Annotated in this window: 13 protein-coding genes; 3 read left to right on the top strand and 10 right to left on the bottom strand. The window is 64.6% G+C overall.

The features are described 5' to 3' along the window. From ASC48_RS18165 to ASC48_RS18135, 6 genes are all read right to left on the bottom strand, one after another. The coding region (locus tag ASC48_RS18165; RefSeq protein WP_017998925.1) for an IS3 family transposase at nucleotides 1-278 on the bottom strand (278 nt) is incomplete at its 3' end. 750 nt (nucleotides 279-1,028) lie between these two features. Beyond that, on the bottom strand, nucleotides 1,029-1,550 hold the full coding sequence (locus ASC48_RS18155; protein WP_055457091.1) for a cyclic nucleotide-binding domain-containing protein: 522 nt from the start codon (nucleotides 1,548-1,550) through the stop codon (nucleotides 1,029-1,031). A 17-nt stretch (nucleotides 1,551-1,567) separates the two neighbouring features. Next, nucleotides 1,568-4,264 (bottom strand): ATP-binding cassette domain-containing protein, encoded by a 2,697-nt coding sequence (locus ASC48_RS18150; RefSeq protein WP_055457090.1) that lies wholly within the window; start codon nucleotides 4,262-4,264, stop codon nucleotides 1,568-1,570. Nucleotides 4,265-4,271: 7 nt separating this feature from the next. Continuing rightward, nucleotides 4,272-6,446, bottom strand: a complete 2,175-nt coding sequence (locus tag ASC48_RS18145) for an NHLP family bacteriocin export ABC transporter peptidase/permease/ATPase subunit (RefSeq protein ID WP_055457089.1) — start codon at nucleotides 6,444-6,446, stop codon at nucleotides 4,272-4,274. Between the two features lie 8 nt (nucleotides 6,447-6,454). Beyond that, the gene (locus ASC48_RS18140; RefSeq protein ID WP_055457088.1) at nucleotides 6,455-7,759 is read right to left on the bottom strand and encodes an NHLP bacteriocin system secretion protein; all 1,305 of its coding nucleotides are present in this window, start codon (nucleotides 7,757-7,759) and stop codon (nucleotides 6,455-6,457) included. 15 nt (nucleotides 7,760-7,774) lie between these two features. Then, a complete protein-coding gene (locus tag ASC48_RS18135) occupies nucleotides 7,775-9,313 on the bottom strand; it encodes an efflux transporter outer membrane subunit (RefSeq protein WP_167345156.1) in 1,539 nt (512 codons plus the stop codon). A gap of 435 nt (nucleotides 9,314-9,748) precedes the next feature. Here ASC48_RS18135 and ASC48_RS18130 point away from each other — a divergent pair, with 435 nt between their 5' ends. Next, nucleotides 9,749-10,762, top strand: a complete 1,014-nt coding sequence (locus ASC48_RS18130) for a hypothetical protein (RefSeq protein ID WP_055457086.1) — start codon at nucleotides 9,749-9,751, stop codon at nucleotides 10,760-10,762. Between the two features lie 168 nt (nucleotides 10,763-10,930). Here the strand turns inward: ASC48_RS18130 and ASC48_RS18125 are convergent, their stop codons facing one another. Next, the gene (locus ASC48_RS18125; RefSeq protein ID WP_055457085.1) at nucleotides 10,931-11,278 is read right to left on the bottom strand and encodes an NHLP leader peptide family RiPP precursor; all 348 of its coding nucleotides are present in this window, start codon (nucleotides 11,276-11,278) and stop codon (nucleotides 10,931-10,933) included. A 262-nt stretch (nucleotides 11,279-11,540) separates the two neighbouring features. Here ASC48_RS18125 and ASC48_RS18120 point away from each other — a divergent pair, with 262 nt between their 5' ends. Both ASC48_RS18120 and ASC48_RS18115 read left to right on the top strand, forming a co-directional pair. Beyond that, nucleotides 11,541-12,497 carry a GNAT family N-acetyltransferase gene (locus ASC48_RS18120; protein WP_055457084.1) on the top strand — a complete coding sequence of 319 codons (957 nt, stop codon included), beginning with the start codon at nucleotides 11,541-11,543 and terminating at the stop codon, nucleotides 12,495-12,497. A gap of 39 nt (nucleotides 12,498-12,536) precedes the next feature. After that, nucleotides 12,537-13,514: a hypothetical protein gene (locus ASC48_RS18115; RefSeq protein WP_141659013.1), complete on the top strand. Its 978-nt coding sequence runs from the start codon at nucleotides 12,537-12,539 to the stop codon at nucleotides 13,512-13,514. A gap of 51 nt (nucleotides 13,515-13,565) precedes the next feature. On the opposite strand, the gene ASC48_RS18110 is transcribed toward ASC48_RS18115, so the two are convergent. The 3 genes from ASC48_RS18110 to ASC48_RS18100 all read right to left on the bottom strand — a co-directional run bounded on the left by ASC48_RS18110 (nucleotide 13,566) and on the right by ASC48_RS18100 (nucleotide 17,223). Beyond that, nucleotides 13,566-14,252, bottom strand: a complete 687-nt coding sequence (locus ASC48_RS18110; protein ID WP_055457082.1) for a response regulator transcription factor — start codon at nucleotides 14,250-14,252, stop codon at nucleotides 13,566-13,568. Further along, entirely contained in the window at nucleotides 14,252-16,861 is a 2,610-nt protein-coding gene (locus ASC48_RS18105; RefSeq protein ID WP_082440185.1) for an ATP-binding protein, read from the bottom strand. The genes ASC48_RS18110 and ASC48_RS18105 overlap by 1 nt, the downstream gene beginning before the upstream one ends. Nucleotides 16,862-16,950: 89 nt before the next feature. After that, nucleotides 16,951-17,223: a hypothetical protein gene (locus tag ASC48_RS18100; protein ID WP_050475242.1), complete on the bottom strand. Its 273-nt coding sequence runs from the start codon at nucleotides 17,221-17,223 to the stop codon at nucleotides 16,951-16,953. Nucleotides 17,224-17,225: the final 2 nt, after the last annotated feature.

The raw sequence follows: 17,225 nt of genomic DNA, 5'->3' as shown, positions 1-17,225 counted from the left end.
CAGAAGTTTCCCCGCGCAGCCTCCGTCAGGATCAGCTTGTCCAGCGTCAGATCCGCCACCGCCTTGCGAAGCCGTTCGTTCTCCTTCTGGAGATCCTTCAACTGCCGAAGCTGGTCACGGCTCATGCCGCCATATTGCTTACGCCACCGGTAGAACGTCAGCTCGGAAACGCCGATCTGGCGAACGGCATCCGCCATCGCCATGCCTTGGCCGCGCAAAACCTCAACCTGCCGAAGCTTCGTGACGATCTCGTCGGGCTTGTGTCGCTTGTTTGCCATTGTGGTCCTCCTTCAGGGTCAAAACCATACTTCAAGGTGGACCCGTTCAATGGGGGTGGATCAAGCTTTGATTGGATCGGAACAATGCATCAAACGTATGGTGCGGGCAACTTCAACCGGGACATGAACCGAAATGACGCTCCACGGCAGCGCAGGAAACCTGATTTTCCGTCTTGTTCTCAAGCTTCTGTCCGCCTCTTCCACACAGGAAGCCGCCACATCCGCACGACTGGAAGACCAGCACAGGGTCTGGGTTCCCCGCAAGGATGCCTTGCCGGAGCACCTGCAGCAAGACATAGGCCTGACTGATGGCAAAAACGGGCGGCGCGGCAGGTGAGCAGGCCGACGTTATCCAAATTGGGCTCACCTGATTTTGATAGGCCAAACCAAACAACCTGCATCAGGTCTCCAAAGAGCAGGATATTGGAAAGGGTGAGACCTGGAAAACGGGAAGGCAGCTAGTCCCTGACAGGTCCCGGCACGGAGGCCGGGACAGCGTGGGGGGATGTTCTGGCAGAGCTTTATAACTGCGTCCGTTGGTTTCCAAACCAGTCACATTCTCCGCGCCGTCCCGGCCTCCGTGCCGGGACCTGTTAGAGAGGCTTACAGTTCAAACTTTGCAAGACTGCTGTCCCGCACGCAGTCAAACGGAAAGCCTGCCTCCCTCCAACACCATTCCAATCACCAAAAAGGCCGTGCAGACCCACCTCTGCACGGCCTTTTTTTTCTGAGGGTGCCAAGGGCTTGATGTCAGCCGTTGCCGCCGTTCAGGATTTCCAGAAGGTGCTGGAAACGGAGCCCGGCCATGGAAACCCCGTCCAGCACCATGTCGTCCAGCTCGTCCTCGGCCTGGCCGCCGCCGCCCTTGCCGCGCAGGGTCGTGGTGCGCAGGCGGTCGGCCAGAAACACGGCCAGCGCCTTGTAGAAGCGGGCGGCAAAGGCTGCATTCTCCTCCAGCCGCTGCTCGATGCTGCGCTTCTCAAGTGCCAGAACACGGGTGTCGCGGGCGGCCACGACGGTGGCCGAGGGCGGCGCCTTGTCGACGAATGACATTTCGCCGAGGATTTCGCCGCTCGACAGGCTGGCGACGGTGCCGACACCGGTCACCTGCACATCCACCTGCCCGTCCAGCACGATGAAGAGATCGGCCGTGGCGCGGCCTTCCTGAATGAGCACGGCGCCCGCAGCCACGGTCCGGCGCTCGCCGGTCTGGGCCATCCAGGCGATGTCCGCGTCATCCAGCTGACCCAGTATGTAAAGAACCTTGCGCATGAAAATCCGTCCTCAGTTCAAACCAGCTGGCGGCGGGCATGCGCCGCAAAATGTCCATTGAGTGCCATGAGTTCGGCGTAGCTTCCGGTCTCCACCACCCGGCCCTTGTCCAGCATGATGATGCGGCCGGCGCTTTCGATGGTGCTGAGCCGGTGGGCGATGACGAGCCTTGTCACCGGCAGCCGCTGCAGGGTTTCGGTGACGATGGCCTGCGTGCGGTTGTCGAGGGCGCTTGTCGCCTCATCGAGGAACAGCACCGCCGGCTTGCTGATCAGCGCCCGCGCCAGAAGAATGCGCTGCCGCTGGCCGCCCGACAGCGTGCCGCCGCCGTCCAGCATCACCGTGTGCAGGCCCATGGGCATCTGCTCGATGTCCTTGTCGAGGCCGACCATCTTCGCCGCCTCCAGCGAGGCATCCATGCCGAGGCCGCTCTCTCCGGAGATGTTGTCATGGATGCTGCCGGCCATGATGCGGCCATGCTGCAGCACCACGCCGATCTGGCGGCGCACCTGCGCCAGATCCAGCCGGCTGAGGGAATGGCCATCAAAGAAGATGTCGCCCAGCTCCGGCCGGTCGAAGCCGAGCAGCAGCCGCAGGAGCGTAGACTTGCCGGAGCCCGATGCCCCGACGATGGCAACGAACTCGCCCTTGCCGATGCGCACGCTCAGCTCGTTGAGCGCCAGCGGGGCTTTCTCCGAATAACGGAAGGAGACATTGCGGATGTCGATGGCGCCAGACAGTTTCACCGGGCGGCTTTCCGGCGGCGGAGCATCCGGCACGGCCTCGATGATCGGCCCGGCACGCTCGATCAGCGGCACCGCAGAAAGCGACTGGATCAGCGCCCCGGCCAGCGCCGAAATGCCGCCAAGCACCTGGGCAAAGGCCGTCGAGACGGTGATGAAATCGGCCAGCGAGAAGCCTTTGCCAGCATCGCCGCCGCTCGCTGCCTTCTCCATGTCCGCCTTCAGGAAATAGAGGATCATGGCATAGAGCACGATGGTGGCGAGTTGCGGCAGGAGGGCATCGGCTGCGCCCTGCAGATTGGTCCAGCGCCCGGCCCTCACCGAGTGGCGCATGTTCTGCGCGAAAAGGCCCGACCAGCGGCCAAAGCCCATCGCCTCGCTGGCGGAGGCCTTGAGCTTGGTGATGCCCATCAGCATCTGCACCACGAGGCTCTCGATCCGCCCCTTCAGCGCCATGCGCTGGCGCTCGTGAATGAGCGCGCGGTAGCTGATCGCCACGTTGATAAGCCCGATGAACACCGCCAGAAGAAGCACGATCAGCGCCAGCCTTTTGTCCACCGTGAGGATCGGCACGAGGCTGATGATGGAGAACACGCTGCTCGCCGCCGCGCTCGTAAAGCTGGAGGTGATCACCTCGCGTGCGGCCTGAATGCCGAGCACACGGTCGGAAATGTCGCCCACCGCATAGCGGCGGAAGAAGGCGGGCGGCAGCCGCAGCAGACGCAGCAGCATCGCCGGTTGCAGCCGGCTTTCAAAGCCCAGTTCGGAGCGCAGCATGGTCAGGCCCTTGCCCGCATCAAACACCGCCCGGGCCAGCGCTGCGGCCAGCAAACCGCCGATGATCACCCAGGTGAGGTTGAGATTGGCATAGGGGATCGCGTCGCTGACAAGGAAGCGCGAGCCATAGGGCACCAGCGTTGCCAGAATGGCGGCGGCCAGCATCAGCAGCACCAGCCGCACCCGGTCCACCGCAAGGCTGGCGAAGCCGAAGGCAAAGAGGTCACGGAAGCGCAGGGATCTGGCGGGCAGCGCCGGATAGATCTGCACGGCATCGGCCGCAAGGCCGGTGGTGCCGCTGCCTTCCGCGCCGTCGCTGGCAATCGGCGTCACACGCGGGCCGTCATGCACATGCCAGCGCCCCTTGCGGAACAGCAGCGCCACGGGGCGGCGCTCTTCCCCCATGAAGCCGATCAGCGGCAGGCCGGGCAGCAGCGTCCAGCCGGGCCGCAGCAGCACCGTGCGCCGGGTCATCTGGTGGCGCGAGACGATGATGTCGAGGCGGCTGCGCCCCTCCTCAAGCCCGCCCGGCGTCTCGAAGGCCTCCAGCTTCGGCGCAACCTTCAAGGCGCCAAAGATGCGCAACAGGCTGGAGCGCAGCGGATCAGGATCTTCGGCGGCGGCCGGAGTAACGGCCGCCTCGATTGCGTGCCCGGCAGCAGCAGAGGCGAGTTCGGAAAGAGCCTGCGTCTTGCGCGCTTCGCCCAGCTTGCGCCTTTCGCTGCGCCAGTCGTGCTGGCTGCGCAAGGCTTCGCGTTCGGCAAGGCTGTTGGCCAGCGCCAGCAGCAGCACGGCGTCGCAGCGTTCAACGCCGTCTGCGGCGTCATCAGGCACCGGCGGCAGGTCCGCAGTCTGGGCCAGAACCTCCTGCCAGCGCTGCACCGCTTCTGCGGCCACCGGCTCGCCGGGGGCACAGAGGCGCAAGGCACTGTCCGCACCGCCAACGCCAACAAGGGCCAGGCTGCGGCCATCGCTCAGCGCAGCAGCGGCGATGCCACGCGCAAGCGCCCCTTCTTCCAGCCGGAACAGGAACAGGCGGCGGCCTTCCAGCGGCGCGCCGAAGACGGCGAACACGTCGAGATAGCCGCGCTCGATGAGGATCCACTGTGCCGGGTCATCAAGCACATGCGGATGGGCACTGCCGGAGGGCAGGTAAGCGCCAGAGGTCAGAGCGGGATGGGAGCCTTGCGTCATGTCCGCCTCACTGCGCCCCCGTCTGGATGAGATCCGCATAGGCACCATTGGCGGCCATCAGGCTGTCATGGGTGCCGCGCTCGACGATTTCGCCCCGCTCCATCACGATGATCTCCGAGCAATCGCGCACGGTGCTGAGCCGGTGGGCGATGATGATGCAGGTGCAGCCGCGGCGGCGCAGGTTGTCATCGATGGCCTTTTCCGTCTGCGGATCGAGGGCAGCGGTGGCTTCATCCAGCACCAGAATGGCCGGGTCGCCGACAAGGGCACGGGCCAGTTCCAGCCGCTGGCGCTGGCCGCCGGAGAAGTTGCGCCCGCCCTCTTCGACATGGGCATCGAGTTCACCGGGGCGCGACACGATGTCATCGAGGACCGCCGCGTCTTCCAGCGCCCGGGTGATGGCATCATCCGGCACATCCGGGTTCCAGAGCGTCAGGTTTTCGCGCACGGTGCCTTCAAAGAGGAAGATGTCCTGATCCACATAGGCAATGTTGGCTGCACGCTGAAACTGGTCCATTTGGGAAAGCGGCACGCCATCAAGGCGGATTTCCCCTTCCCAGGGCGCCACAAGCCCGCAGATCAGCCGCCCCAGCGTGGACTTGCCGCAGCCCGAGCGGCCGACAAGGGCGATGCGCTCCCCCGGACGGGCGGACAGAGAAATGCGCTCGAACAGCGGCTCATCCAGCGGATTGTAGCCATAGCGGATGGCATCCACTTCCAGCGCGCCGCTCATCAGCCGGGAGGCGCCACCGGCCGGGCTCTGCGTCAGCGGATCGGGCTGGTTGCGCATGGCATCATCGACACGGTTGAGATCGGCCCGGATGTTGGCAAGCTTCGGCGACAGGGCCACGAGGCTGACGAGCGGCGCGGAGAAGCTGGCGGCCAGAAGCTGGAAGGCCACGAGATCGCCCAGCGTCATCGCGCCCTGCATCACGCGGAAGGCGCCAGCCCCCAGAATGGCCACATCCACCAGGCCGGTGAGCAGCGCCGGGGCCAGCGAGGTGATCAGCGCCCGCGAGCCCGATTCCTGCACCGCATTGAGCAGCCTTGCATGAATGCCGGCCCAGCGCCCGAAGGAGGAGGTTTCAAGGCCCGAGGCCTTGATGGTCTCAATGTTGTAGATCAGGCCAACCGTAGTGCCGCCAAGTTTACCATGCTCCACGGCAAGGCGGATGGAGGATTGCTTCAACCGCTCCTGCACCACGCGCAGCACCACGAGATTCGGAAGGCTGAGCGCAATGGTCAGCGCACCCAGCACCGGATCGTAGCTGACCAATACCACGGCAAAGAAGACGAGCGTGCCCCAGTTCAGCACCGCATTGGCCATGTCGGCGGAGATGACCTCCGCCACCCGCTCGCTCGCCTCGACGCGGGACGCAATCTCACCGGCACTGCGCTGGGAGAAGAAGGACATGGGCAGATGCAGCACCCGCCAGACGAAGGCGCCCGCGCCGGAAATCGTCAGCTTGGTGCGCAATCTCAGGATCAGCGAGGATCTGAGCCATGTGAGGCCAGTCTTGATCAGGGCCGTCAGACCCAGCGCAATCAGCAGCGGGCGCGTCAGATGCTCCTGCTGTTGCATCAGGATGCCATCGACGAAGATCTTGGCGAAGACCGGCAGCACCACACCGGGGATGACGAGCGCAAGGCTCAGAAGTCCGATCAGCCACAGCGCCCCATGGGACGACGAGACACGCGCGCGGAAGGCGGACAGCAGCCCCTCGGGCTTGCGCGTCTTGCGGAAGGCATCCGTCTTCTCGAAGGTCAGGACCACACCGGTGAAGGCTTCGCTCAGCTCCTCACGGGTGATGACACGCGGCCCCAGCGCCGGATCGTTGATATAGGCATGGGTCTCCGTCATGCCCTCGAAAACCACGTAGTGGTTGAAGTTCCAGTGCAGGATGGCGGGCCAGGGCAGATCGGTCAGCGCCTCCGGCTCCTTGCGGAAGCCCTTGGCGGTGAAGCCATATTGCCGGGCAGCTTTCAGCAGGCTGCTGGCCTTGGAGCCATCGCGCGAAACGCCGCAGGCAACGCGCAGCTGCTCCAGCGGAATCCAGGCACCATGGTGAGCCAGGATCATGGCAAGGCTGGCCGCACCGCATTCCACCGCCTCCATCTGCAGGATGGACGGCGTGGCCTTGCGGCGGCGCTTTGCGGGTTTGGGGGGCGTATCCGTGCTCATGCGGCCGCTCACCCTGCCAGCCCCGAGACCTTGCGCAGCCAGGGAATGACGTAGCTGATCGGGCGCCGCCAGGCGACAGTCACTTCCGCTTCCGCCATCGAGCCGCTGCTGAACTGCTGCTCAGGCCCGGAACCGCCGCTCCAGGCGAATCCGCTCGGCGTATTGGCGTCCGGTGTCAGCAGCACCCGCGCGGCAAAGGGCGCGCCCTTGGACGAGAAACTCTGCACCAGCTGGTCATTGCGCAGGATGGCCTGCATCGCCTGTGCCGTGGTGGGGAAGTCGGAGACCGCTGCCACCGTGCCTTCCATCATGCCATATTCCTCGCGCCGCACCGTGGAGGGTGCAATCTGCACCGGCATGCCGGAGACCACGCGCTTGCCATCATTGGGCGGAAGGTACAGCAGAAGCTCCAGCCCGGCCGCCCCGCTCTCGATGCTCAGCAGCGCCTGCCCCGGCGCGATGCGGGTGCCGGGCACGGCCTTCCATTCCACCACGCGGCCACTTGCCGGGCTGGTGATGGTTTCCTGCTGGCGCAGCTGGATTTCCAGCTCGGCCTTCTGCCGTTCTGCATCTGCCAGCCGCTCCTCGGAGGAGCGGATGTCCCGGTCGTTGGAATTGCGCTGCACGATGGCGTCGCTTTCCACCTGCGAGATCTGGCTGCGCGCTTCGAGCTCGCTCTGCCGCGCCTCGGCCAGCGCCCTGCGGGTTTCCAGCAATTGCTGCCAGGTGATGAGCCGCCGGTCGAACAGCGCCGTATCGCGCTTTTCCTGCTCGTCCAGCACCCGCACCCGCTCCTGCGCATCGCTGACACGCATGGTCAGGGCGTTGACGCGGGCGGCCTGCGTCTGATCGGCGGCACGGGTGCGCTCCGCCACCTGCCCCTTCAGTTCCTCCAGAAGCGCCTTGCGCTCCGCAATCACCGCGTTGATGTTGTCGAGCTGCTGGCGCAGGGCGGGCTGGATCACCCGCGCCACCACCTGCCCCTGCTGCACGCCGCCGCCGACCTCCACCAGAATATCCGTCAGCGTGCCATCGCCCGTTGCCACCGCATCGACAACACGTCCGCCCGTGGCGATCAGAATGCCGGAGCCTTTCACCCGTTCGGGCACACGCCCCAGAATGGACCAGCCAATCGCCAGCGCAATGAGGGCAAACAGCGTCAGCATGGCCAGAAGATCACGCGGGCGCGTCAGCGAGATCAGCTGGTCCAGCTGCTCGGGAGAAGAAAGCCGGTCGAGCGCGGCCTGCCGGAACAGACGGTTTGCCGGATTGGGCGCGCCTTCCTGCGGCGCCGGGCTCGGTTGCGATGACATGGCCCCTGCCTTCTCTTACTGCGCCGCAGCCGCACTTGCGGCGGCTACGGTCTTCGTTCCGCTTGCGGACGGCGTTTCCTTCGGCTGCATCAGCAGCCTTGCATCTTCCGGCGACCATCCCCCGCCCAGCGCCCGGTAAAGCGCGATTGCGGCCTGGAAGCGCGCAAGGCGCAGCTGTTCCAGACTGTCAGAGGCGGAGAAATATTCCCGCTGGGTGTTCAGCACCGTCGTCATGTCCACTTGCCCCGCCTCCAGCTGCTCCTGTGTCAGCTCATAGGCCCGGCGCGCCGCATCCACGGCCTTTCCGGCAATTGCCAGCTCCTCCCCGCTCGTGTTCAGCGCCACCAGCGCCTTCTCCACATCGGACAGGGAGGAGAGAACCGCCTGTTCGTAGGTGGCAATCAACTCCTCCCGCCGGGCCTCGGCCCCCTTCATCTGCGCCGCCAGCCGGGGCGCATCGAAAAGTGGCTGGGTCAGTTGGCTGGTGAAGTTGGCAACGCCGGAAGCGGGAGAGATCAGCGTGCTCGTGGTCAAGCTCTCGAAGCCGCGCTGCAGCGAGAAACTGAGGCTGGGCAGCATCGCCGCCCGGGCAGCACCCACATCCTGCGAGGCAGCCAGAATCTGCGCTTCGGCCTGACGCACGTCCGGCCGGCGGCTCAGCACATCCGAGGGCAGCCCGGCGGTCAGAGGCGGCAGCTTCAGGCCCTTCAGCCCGCCCTTGCCAAGGCGGACCTCCCCCGGTCGGGTGCCCACGAGCAGCGCCAGCGACAATTCCGCCTGCGACGCCGACCTTCTGAGGCTGACGATCGCGGCCTCCTGCTGGCGCACCACGGTTTCCTGCTGAGCCAGCGTCACCTGTGTGGCAGAACCTGCCTCCACCCGCTCGCGGATGCTGTCCATCACCTTGCGGGCAAGCGTGAGGTTCTGCCGCGCAATCGCCAGCCGGTCACGCAGGGAGAGCACCGTCACATAGGTCTGCGCCGTTTCCGCCGTCACAGCCAAGCGTGTTGCGGCAAGCGCGAAGACACCCGCCTCCTCACGGCGGGCGGCGGCGGAGTAGAGCGCGGCATTCTTGCCCCAGAAGTCCAGTTCCCAGGAAGCAGACAGGCCCGCACGGCGCAGCTGCTGCTGCGGCAGGCGTCCACTTTCCAGCCCCGCCGCCGTGGCGGATGACCGGTAGGCCGTTGCCGTTCCGCTGAGCGCTCCCGACGGCAGCAGCCCCGTTCCGGCCTGCAGCGCACCCCATTCTGCCTGACGGACGCGGGCAATCGCAGCTGCGATATCCTTGCTCCCCTCTTCGGCACGGGAAACGAACGCGGCAAGCTCCGGCGAGCCAAAGGCCGCCCAGAACGCAGGCGCGGCAACCGGTGCACGCATCAGCGCCTGACTGCGCGGGTCCTGATGGATATAGGCGGACGGCATCGCTGGATAAAAATCATCGGACGGCACAAGCGGATTGCCCACCAGCGCGCAGCCGGACAGCAGAGCACCCAGAAGCCCCACAGCCCCTGCGCGCCTCACCCCGGCAAGCGGGAGCGAAATCCCCTTATGCATCACTCCAAGCCGCCCGACACGCCACATACCAGCCCCACATTCCCCAAACACGTAACACCCGGCGGCGGAGCAACCCCGAAAGCACCCAAAAAACGCCAGCCGCATCCAGCATCAAAGAGCAGGCACTGGCAATCCCGGCGGCGTTCAACACACATCGAAAACAAGCAGGAAAAACTATTAAAGTCGGCAAAAAATCATCTGAAAATTGAACAAAAACAAATAAAAAATACTTAGATACAAAAGAATATCAAAGATCACAAGAATAGATATATATGAAATAAAATCGAATAAGCCATAGATCAACGGCCATTGATATTCCACTACTTCAGCACATCAAATTACGTGGTATCAATATCGGACAGAGTACGTGCGATCGTCGAAGCCTTTGCCAAGCGCAAGGTGCTGATCAGCGGAAGCCGGTCTGGAGATCACCTGATGAATGCTGCAGCCCCTCTCAAGCACCTTGTTCCGGGCACGATCCGTGCCGCGGCTGGATGCCTGTGGGAGGGCACGGAGCCTCAGAACGCTGCAGCTCTTGAGATCCTCAACGCCGGGCAGCAGGTCATCACGCCCCCCGTCCGCGACGCCGTTATCCAGAACCTCGTGTCCCTCTTCCGCGGTGACTATCTGCTGGCACGGCTGATGCTGGAGGAAGGCCGCTTCATGGTGTTTCAGGCCATCCTGTGCCTGAGCGCCGCCCAGAACCCGGAAGACCGGGACAGCTGGCTGACACTCGGGCGCCTTCAGGCGCGCCTCTCCTCGTCGGGCCTGACAAGCCGCAACCGGATCGAAGCGCTGGTGGCCATTTTCGAGCGCTATGGCTTCATCGAGCGGCGCAAGGCTGAAGAGGATCTGCGGATCAGCATCCTGATGCCGACAGCCCGCATGTGGTCCGCCGATGCGCTTTTCACTGAAATGCACCTGTCTCCCCTGTGCCGGGAGCAGGGCCAGGAAGAAACGTCTGCTGGAGCCAGCCAGCTTCTGGCACGTCTCAGCCATAGTGGCGAGGCAAATGGCAGCCTGCACCAGCATGCCGACCCGATGGCACCGGCCTGGTCGGAGCGCAGCATCGCCCCGGCAACGGCAGGCCACCGCAACTGGCGCCGCAGCTTTGCCCCCCTGCTGCAGGATTACTTCGGCATGCGGATGCAGCACCGGTCCATTTCGGCGCTGGCAGAGCGGGACGGCGGCTACCTTACACTTTTGATGCTGCTGCATGAGGCTGCCCAGACCGGCAGCAGCCGCATCCAGATGGGTTATGAATCCATCTCCGAGCATGCCGGCATTTCCAGAACCCACGCCCGCCTGCTGATGGAACAGGCCGAAACGCTGGGCCTCGTTCAGCTGCACGCACGCGGCGGCCGCGACATCGAAGTCCGGCAGAGCGCCTGGGACGCGATGGACATCTGGCTGACCGGCAACTTTGCTTACCTGCTCGCCACTGTCTGATTCCAGACATAGAAAGGGCGCCAGCCAGACGGCCGGCGCCTGAGTTTGCTGACAACCCTTCAGCCTCTCCATCGTCCTCCTCGGCCTTGTGCCGAGGATCTACACAAATCAATGATTTGCAGATGGCCGGGACAAGCCCGGCCATAACGAAGGAGAAGAAAGCTTCCGTCAGTTGCTGGACGCAGGACGGATCTTGACGATGGTGCCGCGCTGTCCGCCGCGCGGGTCCGGGCAGGGGTTGCCCTCGGAGCCGCCGGCTGCATAGTCAAGCATTTCATCCGGAAGCTCGTCCTGCGCGATGGCGCGCGGCAGCACCAGAACCACTTCGCCCGGCACTTCTTCCAGCACACGGATCTTGAAACCGGGGATCGGATCGACGCCGATCAGCTGCTTCAGCGCCGCGCGCGGGTCCTGCAGCAACAGCTTGCGGAAGGCCTCGTCGGACTGCGCCTGCTCGATCAGCGCGCGCTCGATATGCTGACGGGCCTGCGTCATGGGATCGGGAACGTGGGACATTTTCACTCCGCCTTTGCGTTGGAAAGACAATCAGGGGCCTGCCGTTGCGGCGGGCCAAGCAGTCATCCTGCATGCCGGGCTTCAGGGCCCTCGGAAGGCGCCCAGAGTGCAGAAATCATCTGATCGCTGTTATAGGCGCGGCGGATGGCACAGAGACGGATTGGACCTCAAAAGTGCCAAAACAAACCGCCGCGCCTGCGCTAGTAAGAGGGCAGACAAACCGGGCTGCCGCGGGGCGGCCGGTCTATGGCGGCAGGCCCGAATGGACACCATGACAGCACAGGATCTGGAGACGCATGTGCCGCAGATCCGCGAAACCAGACCCGAAGAAGCACCGGCCCTTGCCGCGCTGACCGCAGGCGCGCTGCAGTGGATGCTTGCCGCACCCGTGGAGGACATGCGTGTGCTGCGCCTTGCCGCCTTCATCGGCGATGAGCCCGCCGGACTGATCCTCTCCTGTGCTGGCGAAGGCGGCCTGCAGGAGCTCACCTCCATCATGGTGGCACCACAGTGGCGTGGCCGGGGCATCGCCATGATGCTGCTGGCCCGGCTGAGCCAGATCCTGCGCAAGGGCGGGCGGCGCGGCATCTATGCCCGCTGGTCCAGCCGCCTGCCGCGCGCAGCCGAATTTGCCCGGCTGCTGGCCTCCTCCGGATGGGGCCAGCCCGAAGTCTCGCGCCGCCGCATGTCCTGGCGCATTCGTGACTGGCCCAAAGGCTTTCCCTCGCGCGACCGTATCCTCACGCGGCTGGAGGCCAAGGGGCTGCGCTGCACCCGCCTCGACGCTCTGGATGACGCCGGACGCCGGCAGCTTGTGCAGGAGGGGCAGGACCTGATTGCGCAGGGACGCGCCCCGGAATGGTCCAATCCCGCATACTGGGCGCAAAGCGAAGGGGCAGGCCTGAGCCAGATCCTGTTTGATGGAACGGGCGCGGTGCAGGGCTGGCTTGTGTGCGTGCAGCAATCCGCCTTCCAGCGCTGGTATATTCCGCAGGGCTGGGTCGTGCCCGAGCGGATCCAGCAGGGCTGGCTTCTGGGCGGCATTGCCCGGCTGGTGCAGGTGCTGGAGAAAGAGGCCGGGCCCGACACCCTCCTCATCTGCCAACCGCCCGCCGATGTGCCCGGCGGCATGGAGCAGATGCTCTACAAGCACTTCGGCAGCCACACAGCTTCCACCGATTATCTCTTCGAGAGCGAATACATATTCAGCGCAGACTGAATGCTCCGGAGCCCGTACAACACCACTGTGAGCACGTGCATGTCCCCGACACCAGCCAGGCCCCCATCGATGCATCTGACGGAGCCGATTGAGATCAGACCTTGCAGGCCGGACGACCTGCCCCGCTTCGCGCCGCTGACGGCGCAGGGCCTTTCGCCGGCGCTGCGTGACGGGATCACCGGCGCGGAGCAGGACCGCTACTGCCATCTCGGCCTGTGGCTGGGCGACATTCCCGCAGGACTGCTACTGTCCCGGCGCAGCAGCATGGTGCCCGGCGAGCAGGAGCTTCTGTCCGTGATGGTGCTGCCGCTTCTGCGCCGCCGGCATCTGGCGCTCCGCCTGCTGGAAGCCTTTGCCGCAAGAATGAAGGCGGAAGGGCGCACGCAGCTCGCCACCCAATGGTCCGAACGGCTGCCGCAGGGCGAGGCCTTCGCCGGTCTGCTGACCGCCTCCGGCTGGCAGCCTGCGGCCAAGGCGCGGCTGCGCATGGCCTTTCACGTAGGCGAAAGGCACGATGCCCTGCCGCAGCACGGGTTGCTGATGCAGCAGCTTCAGCGCCGGGGCCTCGTTCTGAAATCTCTGGCCAGTCTGGACGCTCGCGAGGAGGCAGGCCTTTCCGCCGCCACGGCCCGGCTCACCGCCCTGCACGCCCCGCCCGCCTGGGCCGATCCGCAGCTGTGGCAGGAGGGGCTGGACCGGGAAGTTTCGCAAGTCCTGCTCGATACCGCCGGAGAGCCTTTGGGCTGGCTTCTGGCGCAACATCATTCGGCGCCCGGGCGCTGGACATTGCCCTGCGGCTGGCTGTCGCCGTCCGTCCACTGGCATGTTGCTCTGATTGCCGGGATGGGTGAGCTTCTGGCCCGGCTGGAAGAGATACGCGGCCCCCAGTCCAGCCTCATCCTGCAGCCCACCACAACGGAAGGCGCCAAGGTCTGCCGCCTTCTCGACCGCCGCTTCCGCCCCTATGCCATGTGGGCCGACAGCATCCTGGAAAGCCACAAGCCTCTGCTCGATTGAGCGGGCGGGTCTCAACGCAGCACGGAACTCTGCAAGGAGGCCCGTCTTCCCTCAGTCCACCTTGTGCTGCGAGGGCATCAGCGCATAGCCGACACCGCGGATGGTGACGATCGGCGCGTCTTTTCCTTCATGCTGCATCTTCTTGCGCAGGCGCGCGATGAGATTATCCACCGTATGGCCGCTGATATCGCGCGGGTCGCGGTTGGAAATCACATCCAGCAGAAAATCACGGCTCAGCGGCTGCATCTGGCGGGAGGCCAGCGCCACGAGAATATTGAACTCACCGGCCGTCAGCTCCACCAGCTGACCGTTGGGGCGGAACAATTCGCGGCGCACCACGTCCAGGATCCACCCGTCAAAGGTGATCACCGGCTCGCGCGAGCGGCGCAGCACGCTGCGGATGCGGGCCAGCAGCGTGCGCAGGTTGATCGGCTTGGTGACATAGTCATCCCCGCCCGCATCGAGCCCGGCCAGAACATCATCATCGGAATCCCGCCCCGTGACGAAGATGAGACCGAACCGCTCGCCGAGGCGCAGCTGCCGCGCCAGTTCGATGCCGTCCTCGTCTGGCAGATTGACATCGAGCAGGATGATATCCGGCTGCAAACCCTGCAACCGGGCCCGCAGATCTGCACCGCTGCGCGCAGCGATCACCGTCATGCCATTATCCTTGAGGAAGCCGGAAATCATCTCTAGGCTTTCGGGGGCATCTTCAACGACAAGGACTGTTGCGGTCATCAGCGTGCTGTCTTCCCGGGCGCTTCAGTTGCCTTGGCGCCTGTATTCGTTTCAAGCTCTGCAATCGCCGCACTAAGTGCAGTTGAAAGCTTCTCAATAGCGCCGTTACTTGGCGCGGTTCTTTCTGTCAACAAGAGCCCGGCAGCATGCTGAAGGCCAGTGTAACCCATGTTGGCCGCACTGCCCTTCACGCGGTGAGCAACACGCTGCAGTTTCACGCTATCACCATCCGCCTTACGCAAAGCTTGAAGCTGCTCCTTCAAGTTCTCAAGGAACAGGATTTTGAGCTGCGCAAGCCGGTCAGGCCCCAGAAGCTGGGCTGGGGCTGTGACCATATGTTCCGCCTCCCCGGACACCACAGGGCCGCTCAGCATCTGCCCCAGGTCTTCAGCCAGATTCTGCACGCGCTTGCCTTCCGCACGGCCGCAATCGAAGACCGCGTCGGCCCCAAGCCGCTGCAGTTCATCCAGCGCCGCAGGCCCGCAAGCGCAGATAACCAGCTGCATGCCGCCTTCACAAAGCTTCTGCGCCGCCGCCACATCGCCCATGCGGCATGGGAAGAGGATCATCACAGGAAACGGCCGGACAGCCAGGATATGCTGGGCTGCCTTGATGTCCGGGAGCGGAAACACGCGGTAACCAAGGCCCGTGAGGCCCTCGGGCAGGCCGGGGGGAACGTCACCTGCAATCAGAATATCGGCACCCGGCAGGATGTTGAGCGGCCGCATGGGCCGCCGCTCCGCCAAGGAGCGCTCCTGCGCCTGTCTGCGGCTGGCGGCCCGGTGCAGCGTATCGTTCAGAATCTCCGGCCGCACTGGCTTTTCCAGGTGCCCGTCCATGCCCGCCTCCTGCGACCGCTGGCGGTCCTCCGGAAGCGCATTGGCCGTCAGCGCGATGATGGGCAGATGGCGGAAGGCCCCGCCCAGCGCCCGGATGGCGCGGCAGGTTTCATATCCGTCCATGCCCGGCATCTGCAGGTCCATCAGCACCACATCAAAGGGCCGTGCCTGCACCAGCTTCAGTGCCTCCTCGCCGCTGTCTGCCACAGTGCAGGCATGCCCCTCGCGTTCCAGCAACCCGCTGGCGACCAGCTGGTTCACCGGATTGTCCTCCACCAGAAGGATCGCCAGGCTGTGCAGCGGCACCAGCCCGGCATGAGTGCCGGCACCCAGCTCTGCTGCCGCTGCCTCCAGCGCTCCTTCAGGCGCCCGTGCCATGGGCAGATTGAGCTGAAAACAGCTGCCCTCTCCCTTGATACTGGTCACTGAGATGCTGCCGCCCAGGGCCTCGGCCAGCCGGCGGCAGATGACAAGGCCCAGCCCCGAGCCGCCATAGCGGCGGCGGATCGAAGCATCGGCCTGCGAGAAGGGCTGGAACAGGCGAGGCATCTCTTCCTCCGAAATGCCGATGCCCGTATCCCGGACGGAAAAGCGCAGCGGCAGAATCCCGCAGCCCGCCTGTGTTCCGCCGGACAGCTGCCCCTGCAGGTCCACCGTAATGGTGACAAAGCCCTGCTCCGTGAACTTCACCGCATTGCCGGCCAGATTGAGCAGGATCTGGCGCAGCCTTGCCGGATCCCCCATCACCTTGCGCGGCACATCGGGATGGAAATCCAGACGGACGGAAAGCCCCTTCTCCTGCGCCTTGGAACTGACCAGCGTCACCACATCCTTGAGGATCTGATGCAGGTCCAGCGGCACATTTTCATGTTCCGCCGTTCCCGTCTCCAGTTTGGACAGGTCCAGCACGTCATCCAGAATGGTGGCCAGAGCCTCGGCGGATTGCTGCAGGATTTCCAGCCGCGTGCGGGCGACCGGCGGCAACTCTTCGGCCTGCGCCAGCCGCACCATGCCAAGCACGCCATTGAGAGGCGTGCGGATCTCATGGCTCATGACTGCAAGGAAGTCAGCCTTTGCACGGGCACCGGCCTCCGCCGCGTCCTTGGCCTGGCGCAGCTCCTCATTGATCTGCCGCTCCCGCTCGATATGCAGAAACTCCTCGCGGCGCATCCTGTTCAGCTGCACTCTGGCCACGCTGCCCGCCACGTAAGCCACCGTGATCACCAGGACGATGGAGGCCAGATCCAGCGGCGTTTCAGGCTGCGGCCGCAACACGCCCCAGAACAGCAGGCTGACCAGCGGCGCATAGGCGCTGGTCAGTGCCACAACCCGGAAGCGCCCAGGCAGATACATTGCCATGGACATGGCGATCAGCGGCAGCAGCAGACCGCCATGGCGGGTCAGCGCCGGATGGTCGAAAATCAGCGCATTGAGAAAGAAGAACGGCAGGATATGCGCATAGGTCAGCACAACGATCCGGTGATGGTTTTCCGCCTTGACCAGAAAGTAGAGCACCACGACACAGAGCACGCCCAGAACCGCCCGGATGCCAAGAAAGAGCAGCAGGCGCGGCTCCTCAAGCATCATGATATCCATCGGCGCGAAGGCCAGACTGGCTATCGTTGTTGCCCCGACGCAGAGTTTGGCCGTCCCCAGCGTCTCGCGGAGAGACGCCGTGCAATAGGCGTCTTCCTGCTCACGGTTCCGGAATTCACCGGTCCATCTGAACAGCCGTGATGCAGGAAGGCCGTGGGCGGGTTGCGTACTCATCGAATCGAGCCTGCGCAGGTCTTTGGTTTCCCAAAGACATACCGCCTTATTCGCCCTCGTGCGACGTCAACCCGAAAAACGCCGGAAGTTCAGCCACCTGCCGCCAGTTTCAGCACATCCGCTTCGCTCACCTCCGTCAGCGGCATGTGCAGACGGTGCACTTCGATGGGATGCCCCTCGCGCAACAGGCCAATGACCGTTTCCACATCCGGACAGCCCTCATCGCGGCAGCTCAGCTCAGACAAGGAAATGGCCACGCCCTCCTCAAGGGCAAAGGCCGTGCGGACCCAGCCCTTGATCTCGGCGATCTTCTGCGGAATACCGCGCGAACGCGGCTTGAGCGGATTGATGAATGCCGTCATGT

The sequence above is a fragment of the Pannonibacter indicus genome (assembly GCF_001418225.1).
Taxonomy (GTDB): Bacteria; Pseudomonadota; Alphaproteobacteria; order Rhizobiales; family Stappiaceae; genus Pannonibacter; species Pannonibacter indicus.
The sequence above is the reverse complement of the archived record's forward strand: the minus strand, read 5'-3'. Positions and strand labels throughout refer to the sequence as shown.